This is a genomic window from Rosettibacter sp. KY25, assembly GCF_057554405.1.
In genome coordinates this window covers 33,461-46,119 of record NZ_BAAJAO010000013.1, presented here as the reverse complement: position 1 = coordinate 46,119, position 12,659 = coordinate 33,461, and the positions used below count along the sequence as shown (strand labels likewise).

The window sequence follows — 12,659 nt, the reverse complement described above, 5'->3', positions numbered from 1 at the left end:
TGATTGATTAGCAGATTTACGAAAAATCTATTACAATTATTCTTCGGGTGGAACATATCCAAAAGATTTCAACAAATTTGGTTTTGAACGCCACTTCTCTCTTACTTTCACATACAATTCAAGATAAACTTCACGTTGCAAAAATCTTTCAATTGATTCACGAGAAAGCCTACCTAATTTTTTTATAAGTTCCCCGTTTTTCCCAATTATGATTGGTTTTTGTGATTCTTTTTCAACAATTATAATTGCACGAATGTAATCTTTTCCTTTTTCTCTTTCCTTGAATTCTTCTACAACAACTTCGGTGCTGTAAGGAACTTCTTCATGATACATTTCAAAAATTTTTTCTCGAATTATTTCAGAAACAAAAAATCTTTCGTTTTCATCGCTCAATTGGTCATCAGGATAATATTTTGGATGTTCAGGCAAATACTCAAGTATTGTATCAATTACAGTTTGAAGATTATAACCTTGAGCAGCAGAAATTGGAATTACTTTTTCAAAAAATTTTTTCTCGCTGAGAGAATTAATTAAATTTTCTACAACCTGTTGATTGACGAGGTCAATTTTATTTATCAAAAGTATTTTTTTGATTTTTTTATCCTTAAGAATTTCAAAAACTTTTTCATCTGATAAAGTTTTTTCACCTGTCGGGTCAGTTGATATATCAATCATAAACAAAATTAAATCTGCATCCTTTGCAGCAGCTAAAACATATTCAAGCATTCTTTCTTGAAGGAGATATTCTGGATTCAAAATTCCAGGTGTATCCTGAAATATAATTTGATAATCTTCTGCAGAAAGAATTCCAATAATTTTCTTTCTTGTTGTTTGAGGCTTGCTAGTAGTTATCGATAATTTCTCTCCAATCAAAGCATTCATCAATGTTGATTTGCCAACATTTGGTTTTCCAATTATCGAAACAAAGCCTGCTTTAACTGGCATAATATTTCTCCTTATTTACATCATAAATATATTGAAAAAACAGAATCAGAACATTAGCAAGCATTAAAACAATTTTGCTCTTTTTGAAAAATAACTGAGCAATGCTCTGTCGAAAGGTGTAGATGTATCTATCAAATTATATTGAATTCCATAATTCAGGCATTCAGATTTTAATTTGCTTAAGAAATCTTTCATTGCATCCTGATATGCCTTTTGAATTAAATAGGGCTGAGTTGTAATTTCATCTTTTGTTTCAAGGTCGATAAAAACTGAATCTCTGTCAAATCCAAAGTTCATTTCAATAGGGTCTAAAATTTGGAAAACAATTATTTCATTTTTTTTATAGTGAATATGTTTGAGTGTGGTCATTATTGAATCAACAATATCGCCTTCTGAATTTGAAGGGAAATCAAAAAAATCAGAAATAATAATTGTCAATCCACGTTTAGTTATTTTATTTACAACAGAATCAATGCAGCTTGAAGTGTTGGTGTTTCCAGAAGGAATTGTCTTAGCCAGCTCTGTGAATAATGTTTTCAAATAGACTAAATTTGATTTAGGAGGCAGATAAGAATGAATATGGTCTGAATAAATTGTAAGACCAACAGCATCCTGCTGATTAATCATTATATAACTTAATGCTGCTGCAAGTGTTGTTGCATATTCAAATTTTGTAAATCGAGATGAATATTTGAAATTCATTGAACTGCTTACATCAAGAAAAATATGACAGATTAAATTAGTTTCCTCTTCATATTGCTTAATGAAAAATTTTTCGCTCTTTGCATAAACTTTCCAATCAAGATTTTTAAGTGAATCGCCCTGCATGTATGGTCTGTGTTCACTGAATTCAACACTGAATCCATGATATGGACTTCTGTGAAGCCCAATCATAAATCCCTCTACTATCATTCTTGCTCTTAATTCAAGATTTTCAATCTTAGCAATAACTTCAGGATTAAGAAATGATTTTACATCTTTAGTTTTTATCGACATTTGATTTCATCTTCTTTGTTAAAATTTCATCTGGCGATGCACCAAGATTTTCGAGTTCAAGTTTTACAGATTTTGTCAATTCACTTTCTGGAAAATTTTTCATAAACAATTCATAGTTATATTTTGCTGAATCGAGTTGATTTAATTCATTGGCAAAAATAAAACCTGCAACAAACAATGCTCTTTCAGCCTCAGGCGAATTTTTATATTCATAAAAAATTTTCTTGTAATAATTAATTGCTTTTTTTAATGATTCTTCTTTGCCGAGATTTGGAATCAATTGAGCATGATAGAGTTTTGCAATTTCATAAATTGATTGCGGAGCGAATTTACTTTCTGGATACTTCTTTAACAATTCATTAAAATCATTGAGAGCTTCAAGATATTTTTTTTCTTTAACTTTTTGTAAAGCTTCATTAAAATAATCTTTATCGCTTTTAGAACTGCAATTAAAAATTAATAAAGATGAAAAAAGAATCAGAAAAAATTTATAATTCAATTTCATAATAAACCCTGAATTATTTTTAATTCTTACTTGAAATATACAATCAAAATTAGTAGCTAAAAAATTTGGAGAATAAATTAACTGCTGAGCTGCATTTTAAGCGAATCCCCGCGTGAGGTAGAAATCTTTCTTCCAATTGATTCAATTTGCATTTGAAGACATGCACGACATGCTTTTGGGTCGTCATTTATACATTTTCGATTGGCATAAATCTGATAATGTTCTCTGTATGGAAATGGTGTAAAATCCGGCATTATAACATTTGCCCCTGCTCTCAAACCTTTTATTCTTCCATCTTCATCAAGAGTTGCAAGAGCAGTTGTAGCTGGAATGTGAACAGATTTTAAAACAATTCTTGCAACTGCCATAGTCTTCAATGTTAATTCAACACTTGCAGGTTTTTTACTTCGATAAGGAGTATTAGGCGATGGAATAAAAGGACCAAAGGCAGCCATATCTAAATCAAGATCTTTGCACAATAAAATATCATCAGCAATATCTTCGATTGTCTGCATAGGCAAGCCAATCATATTACCAGAACCAACTTGATAGCCAAGTTTTTTCAAGTATCTTAGATGAGCAATTCTTTCATTTAATTGCTGATGTAAGTGATAAATTGAATACAATTTTGGATTTGCTGTTTCATGTTTTAAAAGATATCTGTCAGCTCCAGCAATTTTCCAGGTTTGATATTCATGAAAACCTCTTTCTCCCAAACTTAATGTAATTGCAACATCTGCAATTTGTTTTATAGAATAAATTATATAAGCAATTAAATCTGTATCATAAAAATTATCTTCACCTGATTGAAGAACAATAGTAAAAATTCCTGAATTAATAATTTGTTTTGCAGTTTCAATAATTTCTTCAGGTGACATTCGATAGCGATGAAGATGACTGTTATCTGCTCTTAAGCCGCAGTAAAGACAATTTTGTTCGCAGTAATTTGAAAAATCTATTATGCCTCTAAGATGAACTTCATCGCCGCAATATTCGGCTCTTACTTCATCAGCGCGTTCATAAAGTTTTTGAATATCTTCCTGCTCAGTTAAGCTAAGCAGAAAAATAATTTCTTCTCTTGTTAATTCTTTTTTATGTAAAATTTCTTTTAGGTTCATTCAATTATACTTTTAAAAAATTTATTAAAAGAAAACATCCCGTTCGCCGTTATCAACTCTTTCAATCATTTTAAGAGCTTTTGTTTTGGTTGGTCCATCTAATTTTTCAATTTCTTTTTGAATAAAACTTTCTGCAACTTTTTTTGTTTCTTCGGATGCATAGTCATTTACATATTCTTTAAATGTTGAAAGAGCATTTGGTGAGCACATAAAATGAATTGTTCCTGATTTTGCAAATTCCATAAATCTATCACCTGTTCTTTGAGAGCGATAGCAAGCAGTGCAAAAGCTTGGCAAAAATCCAAGTTCGCAGCAATCTTTGACTACTTCGTCCAATGAACGATGGTCGCCAAGTTGAAATTGCTGCATTTCGTATTCATTCAAACTTTCTTGAGATTCGCGATAAGCACCTGGAGATGTTCTGCTGCCTGCACTAATTTGTGATACACCAACATTGAATAACTCTCGTCTTAGTTCCGGTCTTTCTCTTGTTGATAAAATAATTCCAGTGTATGGAACTGCAAGTCTTAAAACTGCAACAAGTTTTTTGAATGATAAATCATCAACTGCAAAAGGTGGTTTATGAGAAATAGGAGCATTGAGCGCAGGTTCAAGTCTTGGAACTGAAATTGTATGTGGACCAATTCCATATTTTTCATCAAGATTAAAAGCATGACTCAACATTGCAAGAGTTTCAAATTTATAATCTGTCAAACCAAATAAAGCTCCAATACCAACATCGTCAATTCCTGCTTGCAAAGCTCGGTCCATTGCATAAAGTCTCCATGCGAAATCTTTTTTTGGTCCATCAGGATGCATCTTCACATAAGTTTCGTAATGATAAGTTTCCTGAAAACATTGATATGTTCCTATTCCAAAACTTTTTAATACTTTAAAACCATCTACAGATAATGGAGCAGTATTGACATTAATTCTTCTTATGTTTCCACCATTAATTTTAACATCATACATTGTTTGAATTGCTTTGCCGATATAATCAAGAGAAGAATTTTTTAGACTTTCCCCAGCTACAAGTAAAATTCTTTTATGGCCTTGTTTTACTAAAAATTCCGTTTCTTCTCGTATTTCATCAATTGTTAATGTTTTTCTTTTCAACTCTTTATTATCTCTTCGAAATGCACAATAAAGGCAATTATTAACACAAACATTTGTAACATAAAGCGGGGCAAAAAGTACAAGTCGATTTCCATAAATTTTTTCTTTTATTTCTTTTGCTGTATGAAATAGTTCTTCCAATATTTCATTATCTGAAATATTTAATAATGCTGCACTATCTCTTAGAGTTAAACCTTTTGCTTCTTTTGCTTTTTGTATAACATCTTTCTGAAGTGCTTTATCATTCAGCTTATCATCATTTAATAAAGAAAAAATATATTCTTCATTTATAAATTCCATAGCCCCACCATAAAATTGTTTAGATTTTGCACACAACAAATATACCAGTCTGATTCATAGCTAAAAAAACCTTAAAAATGAACCATTTTGAAATTTTTTTCTTAAAAAAGAGAAATGATTTAGGCGGGATTCTTAAGAAATATTTTTGATAAAATTATTTTACTGCACTTTCGGGAATTTCGATAGAGCTGTTTCCAGAATTAATAACACATTTAATTCCAAATGGGAATGTAATATTATCTTTAATATGTCCATGTCTTACATTATAAATTACGGGCACTTTTAATTTCTTGAAATATTCAAATATCACTTCATTAAGTGTAAAAGATTTTTTCTCAGAATTAGTTTCAAAGCAATTGATAAAATCGCCAAGGATGACCCCATTAATCATATTAAAAACTTTGGCAAGACGCAGTTGATTTAACATTCTGTCAATTCTGTATGGTGCTTCATTTATATCTTCTAAAAGCAGAATTGCTCCTTTAATTTGCTGTTGAGGAAAAAATTCTGTTCCCATCAATGAAGTAAAAATGCTTAAATTTCCGCCAACAATTTTTCCTTGAGCTCTTCCTTTTGTTAGAACAAAAAATTTTTCATTTCTTGGATTTTGAAGTTTTCCAATTTTTTTATTTGAAGTAAGTATTCTCCAGAACAATTCTTCTGTAAATGGACTAATTTCATCCTGAAAATCAACAGCAACCATTGGACCTGAAAAAGTTACAAGTCCACATTTTGTTAAAAATGCCATTTGAAGTGCATTTATATCACTATGTCCAACAAAAATTTTGGGATTGTTGCGAATAAGCTTGTAATCGATTTTGTCTAAAAGTCTTGTTGAGCCATAACCGCCGCGGAGAGTAAAAATTGCTTTGACATTTTTATTTTTGAACATATCGTGAAGGTCTGAAAGTCGTTGAGTATCTGAACCAGCAAGGTATCCTTCTTGCTGACCGACATTTTTACCAACTTCAACTCTGTAGCCTAAACTTTCGAGGTATGTAATTCCTTTATTGATTTTTGATAAATCATCTGGAGAAGAAGCTGGCGAAATTATGCCAATCACATCACCCGTTTTAAGCCGTTCTGGTTTGATTATTCCCATTAATAAATAATCACTGAACTGGTGTTAAATATAAAAAAACTAAAATCTAAAGCAAAGAATTTTTTTATTGGAAATTTAATAATTTTTTAGAGATGAGATTTAAGGAATGTAAATTTTAATGACTTTGATAATTGTATAGAATTAAATTAAACCAGCTAAAGTTATAATTCTTGTGATTCTTCCCCTTCTCTTTTTTCTAATTTTTGAAGTTTCTTCTTGTGAGAAACAATTTTAGCTTCTACATAAAAGACTAAATCTTCTGCAATGTTAGTTGCATGATCTGCTAATCTTTCAATATGTCTTGTTAAAACTATTAAATGTGCAGCAGGTTCAATTAAATTACTATCTGATTGCATTTTCGATACTAAAAAACGGAATGCTTGTTTATTTAGATTATCCACTACCTCATCATTTTTAATTACAGAATCAGCAAGCTGGCTATCACCATAAATAAAAGAATCAATTGCATTTTTTAACATTTGACGGGCTTGTTTTCCCATTTCGTTAATTTGTGCTTCTATGATTAATGAATTATAATCTTTTGTTTTTTTTATTCTTTGTGCAATGTTGACTGCAATATCTCCGCATCTTTCGAGTTGATTATTTATCATTAATGCAGAAATGATAAATCTTAAATCTGCAGCAACTGGCTGAAAAAGGGCAAGAAGATTTTCGCATTGTGCTTGAATAAGATTGTCATAAGCATCAACTTCGATATCTCGTGCTTTAACTCCTTTGCATAATTCAACATTGCCTGTTTCGAGTGCATTGATAACTCGTTCAACTTGTTCATCAACAAGTGAAGCCATTTTAATTAAATTTGTTTTAAGACTTTCAATTTCTGCTAAAAAGTGTTCCTGCATATTTTTCTTCCTTAATTTTTGAAATTATCCAAATCGACCGCGAATATAATCTTCTGTTTGTTTATTTTCTGGTGCAGTAAATATTTTAACTGTATCAGCATATTCAATCAAATTTCCCATATAAAAAAATGCTGTGTAATCACTAACTCTTGATGCCTGCTGCATATTGTGAGTAACAATAACAATAGTATAATTATTTTTCAACTCAAAAATGAGGTCTTCAATTTTCGTAGTAGAAATTGGGTCGAGTGCACTTGCTGGTTCATCCATTAAAAGAATTTCGGGTTCAACTGCAATTGCACGAGCAATACATAATCTTTGCTGTTGACCCCCACTTAATGATAAACCACTTTTTTTGAGATTATCTTTAACTTCATCCCAGAGAGCGGCTTTTCTTAAACTTTTTTCTACTATTTCATCTAATTCTGATTTATTTCTAATTCCATTTATCCTTGGTCCGTATGCAACATTATCATAAATTGACATTGGAAATGGATTTGATTTTTGAAAAATCATTCCAACTTTTTTTCTTAATTCAACTACATCAATTCTGTCTTTATAAATGTTTTTACCATCAACAATAACATCACCTTCAATTTTAACATTTTCGATTAAGTCGTTCATTCTATTTAAGCATCTTAAAAATGTAGATTTACCGCATCCTGATGGACCAATTAATGCAGTAACTTTTTTTTCTTTAATGTTCAAAGAAATATTATTGAGTGCTTTTAGTTTGCCGTAAAATAAATTCAGGTTTTTGACTTTTATTTTGAAATTGTTATCCATCAGCCAAATCTTCCTGCAATATATTCTTCTGTTTGTTTGTTAGATGGATTTGTGAAAATTTTTCTTGTGTTAGAAAATTCAATTAATTTACCCATGTAAAAGAATGCAGTATAATCACTAACTCTTGCAGCCTGCTGCATATTGTGAGTAACAATTATTATTGTGTAATCTTTTTTCAGTTCGTAAATTAAATCCTCAATTTTAGTAGTAGCAATTGGGTCGAGAGCACTTGTAGGTTCATCCATTAAAATTACATCTGGATTAAGTGCAATTGTTCTTGCAATACAGAGTCTTTGCTGCTGCCCGCCTGATAAACTTGCACCTGAGCGATTAAGATTATCTTTAACTTCGTCCCACAATCCAACTTTCTTCAAGCATATTTCAGCAATTTCATTTAACAGCTTTTTATCATTTATTCCATTGTATTTCAATCCAGCAACAACATTGTTCATAATTGACATTGTCGGGAAAGGATTTGGTTTTTGAAAAACCATTCCAATATTTCTTCTTAAAATCACCGGGTCAATATTTTGAATATTAATTCCTTTATAAAATATTTTTCCTGACATCGAACCACCAGCAACTTCATGCATTTTATTTAAGCATCTTAAAAAAGTTGATTTGCCACAGCCAGAAGGACCAATTATTGCAGTAACATTATTCTTAGGAATTGAAATAGTAATTTCATCGAGAGCTTTTACTTCTCCAAAAAATGCAGAAAGTTTTTCAGCTTTAATAATTTCTTCAAATCTCTTTGCTTTTTCTTCCTGTAATGATAATAATTTTGAAATTACATCTGTTTCAATCATAACTTAATTAGCTTTATATTTTGATTTAGTGATTATTCTAAAAATTATACTGAAAATAGAAATAAATAAAATTAAGACAAGAGCAGCAGTCCATGCCTGTTCATTCCAGTCTTCAAAAGGTGCACGTGCATAGTCATAAATGTAAACTGTAAGAGATGCAATCGGCTGAAAAACATTTGTTGACCAGAATCTATTGCCAAGAGCTGTAAATAAAAGTGGAGCAGTTTCGCCTGCTGCGCGAGACAAAGCAAGCAGAATTCCAGTTGCAATTCCTTTCCATGCTGTTCTAAGAATAATGAAAAGAGAAGTTTTCCATTTTGGAATTCCAAGACCAAGTCCTGCTTCTCGATAACTATGAGGCACCAATCTAATCATTTCTTCAGTTGTTCTTGTTACAGTTGGAATCATCAATATTGCAAGAGCTACACCACCTGCTAAAGCCGAGAAATGTTTCATTGGAATTACAACCAGAGTGTAAGCAACAACACCAATTACAATTGATGGGATACCGCTTAAAACATCTGTCATAAATCTAAGAACAAAACCAAATTTATTATTTCCAAATTCAGCAAGATAGATACCTGCCATAATTCCTATTGGCAATCCAATCAAGCCGCCCAAACCGACCAAAATTAATGTCCCAACTATTGCATTTGCCATTCCTCCGCCAGGCTCCCCCACTGGCTTTGGCATTGAAATAAAGAATTCAAGATTTAAGTGAGAAATTCCTTTTGAAACAGTGTAATAAAAAATAAATGCCAGAGGAACTATTGCAAGCAATGCTGCAATAAATGTTAAATTCATTATGATGAAACTGACAATCTTACGATAAATTAGTTTTCGTTTATAATTCATTATACTCTTTTCCATTTTTTCTCCAGACTCCATACAAGCAGTCTTGCAGATGCATTAATTATTATAGTAATAACAAAAAGAATTAAAGCCAATTCAATTAATGCACTAAGATATAATTCAGAGGTTGCTTCTGTAAATTCATTAGCAATAATACTTGCCATAGTATAACCGGGATCAAACAGTGACACAGAAATAATTGGTCTATTTCCAATAACCATTGTTACAGCCATTGTTTCCCCGATTGCTCTTCCAAGTCCAAGCATTGTTGCACCAAGAATTCCAGATTTCGAATTCATAAGAACAATTTTAGTTGCTTCCCATTTGGTAGCTCCAAGTGCAAGTGCAGCTTCTTTTTGAATTGAAGGAACAGATTTCATTATATCTCTTGAAATTGAAGTAATAATTGGAAGAACCATAATTGACAAAATTATTGCAGCTGCAAGCATGCTGAAACCATACATTGGTCCTCTGAAAAAAGGCAAAAATCCAAGATGTTCATAAAGAAATGGTTGAACTTCAGAACGAAGCCATGGAACAAGAACAAAGATTCCCCACAAACCATAAACAATACTTGGTATACCGGCAAGTAATTCAACAAGAAATGAAAGAGGTTTTTCAAGCCAGCGAGGAGCTAACTCTGATAAATAAATTGCAACACCTAAACTCAATGGAACAGCAATTAAAAGTGCAAGAAATGATGAAACAACAGTTCCAAAAATTGAAGGCAGAGCTCCATAAATTTCTGCAACTGGGTCCCATGTTGTTTCTGTTAAAAATTTCCAGCCAAATTTTGAAATGGAAAGTTTCGAACTGATATACATTTCATAACCCATAAGAACTGCAAGAAGAAATACAATAATTCCAAATATCAGAGTAAGCTTTTCGTAAAGAAAATCGCCTAAATTTATTTTTTTCTTTTTACTTATTTCTTCGAAATTGTTCTTCTTTAATTTTTCGTTAATCAAGGTGTATGATTTATTTTCAAACATGCTGATTTAGTCTAATAATTTATTTTACACGAATTGGTTTACCATTAAGTGTAAGTGAATTTATTTTTTTCAAATTAAGTTTAATTACAGATGCAGGAAGTGGTGCATAATATAAATCTTCAGCATAGGCTTGACCTTTTTCCATTGCCCATTTTAAGAATTTAACAAGTGCCTCTGCTTTTGCTTTGTCTTTCATGTCTTTATAAACTAAAAGCCATGTAAATCCAGAGATTGGATAAGAATCTTTTCCATCTGCATCAGTAATCATTGCTCTTAAATCATCAGGCATATTTTTCGATGCACCATCGGAGGCTGCAGAAACAGTTTTAAAATTTGCTTCAACAAAATTGTTAGCTTTATTTTTAATTAATGCATAAGGTAAGTTATTTTTAACTGCATAAGCTAATTCAACATAACCAATTGCTCCGTCTGTTTGTTTAATTACTCCTGTAACACCTTCATTCCCTTTGCCGCCAAGACCAATAGGCCAGTTTACTGATGTATTATAGCCAACTTTTTTAGCCCACTCATCACTCACTTTTGAAAGATAATTTGTAAATATAAAAGTAGTTCCGCTTCCATCTGAACGATGAACAACAATTATACTTTTATTAGGAAGTTTTATATCGGGATTTAATGCAGCAATTCTCTTATCGTTCCACATATAAATTTTTCCAAGAAAAATATCAGCGATTGTTTTACCATCAAGTTTAATTGGCTTGTTAACTTCTTTCAAGTTATAGCTGAGTACTACAGCACCAAGAACAGCAGGAATGTGAACAATTTCAGTTCCTCTTTTTTGTTTTGCTTCTTTTAATTGTTCATCGCTCATTGGACCATCACTTGCACCAAAATCAACTGTTCCTTCAATCACCTGCTTAATTCCACCGCCGCTTCCAATTGATTGATAATTAATTTGAATACCGGTTAATTTTTTAAATTCATCAAACCACTTTGAATAAATTACATATGGGAATGTGGCTCCTGCAGCATTTAATTGCACTTGTGCAGAAGTTAATGTAAATGAACTCAATAAAAACAAAAGTAAAGTAATTATCTTAATTTTCATTTTTTTCCTCCTTCTTAATTTTTAAAATTCCCAGAAAAAAGTTAATCTTGGGATTACATCATCACAGCTTCCATTTTTATAAGTCTTCCATTCAACATTAGGGGCAAAATGAATGCGAGCAGCAGGTTTATAATCAAAAGCAAGAATTATTAGTGAATAATCATCATTGTGAATTTTAGAATTATTATCATAAAAATCATAGCGGCTTACAAGTGTAAATTTATTATTCAAATTATAATATGCCCAAAGAGAAATTCCATAAGTATGTAAATCGGTTAATTGAGCACTATTTTGAAAACCATTTTTAATATTTCTGAATAATGTTTCCAATCCTGCTGAAAAACTATTGTATTTATAATTACAGAATAATGTTAAAACATAGCTATTAGTTTTTTTGGTTGAATTAGAAAATTTATCATAAATTGATGATAAAGTTGTAAAATCACCATAAAGAGTAATTATAAAATCATTCAGAGGATAAAATTCGAGCAATCCATAAAATCTTTTTTGTTTATTGTTTTCTGGACCGGCATTCGCATTATTTCCAATCTTAAACCAGTATTTGATTTTACCATCACTCAATAATTTACCTCTTAAATCCATTCCCATATCTCTGCTTGAAACAATTCCATTATAATCAAGAATAGTTTTTTCGAGAAATCGATGATTCCATATTCTTGTAGAAATTTCAAAAGCCGGGGTTGGAGAAACTCCAACAAATAAACTTGAGCCTTCGAAAATATCAATCCATTCCAAGTAAGCATCCTTTACCCACATATTCATTTTACTGGCAGTGGTATTTAATAATGAAATATTATCTGCTTCAATTCTAAACCTTGAATTGAATTTTTCAGAGATAGAATAATCTGCAGTTATAAAAATTCTTCTAAATTGAAATCCATTCATTCCTTCTTCAGCGGAATTGTGATGATTGAGGTTATAAAAATAATCGCCGAACATTAATCCGCTAAATTTCGGAAGATTTTGAGCATGCAATAAATTTGTTAAAAGAATGAACACAATAATTGCTTGAAAACTTAATTTCATTTTTTTCTCTCTCTCCTCTTATAAACCCGTATTAGAATATGCAATTATAATTAAAATTATCTTGTTTAATTAGCAGTGTTATGTTAAGAAAATGTTAAATTTAGAGAAGAAAACTGGCGCCCCGCCGGGTTTAAAACGAGACGCCAGAGGAAAGAGAGA

The 12,659-nt window shown here is 31.1% G+C and carries 13 protein-coding genes; all 13 read right to left on the bottom strand.

What is annotated here, in order from left to right:
- Window positions 1-36 precede the first annotated feature (36 nt).
- Window positions 37-945, bottom strand: coding sequence for a GTPase Era (era, locus tag AC27L2_RS09175; RefSeq protein WP_487211466.1), 909 nt, complete (start codon window positions 943-945; stop codon window positions 37-39).
- Window positions 946-1,008: 63 nt separating this feature from the next.
- Window positions 1,009-1,941, bottom strand: coding sequence for a DUF58 domain-containing protein (locus AC27L2_RS09170; protein WP_487211465.1), 933 nt, complete (start codon window positions 1,939-1,941; stop codon window positions 1,009-1,011).
- Window positions 1,925-2,446, bottom strand: coding sequence for a tetratricopeptide repeat protein (locus tag AC27L2_RS09165; protein WP_487211464.1), 522 nt, complete (start codon window positions 2,444-2,446; stop codon window positions 1,925-1,927). The genes AC27L2_RS09170 and AC27L2_RS09165 overlap by 17 nt, the downstream gene beginning before the upstream one ends.
- Window positions 2,447-2,523: 77 nt before the next feature.
- Window positions 2,524-3,564 (bottom strand): [FeFe] hydrogenase H-cluster radical SAM maturase HydE, encoded by a 1,041-nt coding sequence (gene hydE / locus AC27L2_RS09160; protein WP_487211463.1) that lies wholly within the window; start codon window positions 3,562-3,564, stop codon window positions 2,524-2,526.
- Between the two features lie 24 nt (window positions 3,565-3,588).
- On the bottom strand, window positions 3,589-4,980 hold the full coding sequence (gene hydG / locus AC27L2_RS09155) for a [FeFe] hydrogenase H-cluster radical SAM maturase HydG (RefSeq protein ID WP_487211462.1): 1,392 nt from the start codon (window positions 4,978-4,980) through the stop codon (window positions 3,589-3,591).
- Between the two features lie 154 nt (window positions 4,981-5,134).
- Window positions 5,135-6,082, bottom strand: coding sequence for a S66 peptidase family protein (locus AC27L2_RS09150; protein ID WP_487211461.1), 948 nt, complete (start codon window positions 6,080-6,082; stop codon window positions 5,135-5,137).
- 161 nt (window positions 6,083-6,243) lie between these two features.
- Window positions 6,244-6,945: a phosphate signaling complex protein PhoU gene (gene phoU, locus AC27L2_RS09145; protein WP_487211460.1), complete on the bottom strand. Its 702-nt coding sequence runs from the start codon at window positions 6,943-6,945 to the stop codon at window positions 6,244-6,246.
- Between the two features lie 24 nt (window positions 6,946-6,969).
- Entirely contained in the window at window positions 6,970-7,731 is a 762-nt protein-coding gene (gene pstB / locus AC27L2_RS09140; RefSeq protein ID WP_487211459.1) for a phosphate ABC transporter ATP-binding protein PstB, read from the bottom strand.
- A complete protein-coding gene (pstB, locus tag AC27L2_RS09135; RefSeq protein ID WP_487211458.1) occupies window positions 7,731-8,540 on the bottom strand; it encodes a phosphate ABC transporter ATP-binding protein PstB in 810 nt (269 codons plus the stop codon). The genes pstB (AC27L2_RS09140) and pstB (AC27L2_RS09135) overlap by 1 nt, the downstream gene beginning before the upstream one ends.
- 3 nt (window positions 8,541-8,543) lie before the next feature.
- Window positions 8,544-9,410 carry a phosphate ABC transporter permease PstA gene (pstA, locus tag AC27L2_RS09130; protein WP_487211457.1) on the bottom strand — a complete coding sequence of 289 codons (867 nt, stop codon included), beginning with the start codon at window positions 9,408-9,410 and terminating at the stop codon, window positions 8,544-8,546.
- Window positions 9,395-10,384, bottom strand: a complete 990-nt coding sequence (gene pstC, locus AC27L2_RS09125; RefSeq protein WP_487211456.1) for a phosphate ABC transporter permease subunit PstC — start codon at window positions 10,382-10,384, stop codon at window positions 9,395-9,397. The genes pstA and pstC overlap by 16 nt, the downstream gene beginning before the upstream one ends.
- 19 nt (window positions 10,385-10,403) lie before the next feature.
- Complete coding sequence (gene pstS, locus AC27L2_RS09120) at window positions 10,404-11,453, bottom strand: phosphate ABC transporter substrate-binding protein PstS (protein ID WP_487211455.1); 1,050 nt, start codon at window positions 11,451-11,453, stop codon at window positions 10,404-10,406.
- A gap of 21 nt (window positions 11,454-11,474) precedes the next feature.
- Window positions 11,475-12,500: a hypothetical protein gene (locus AC27L2_RS09115; RefSeq protein ID WP_487211454.1), complete on the bottom strand. Its 1,026-nt coding sequence runs from the start codon at window positions 12,498-12,500 to the stop codon at window positions 11,475-11,477.
- Between the last annotated feature and the right edge of the window lie 159 nt (window positions 12,501-12,659).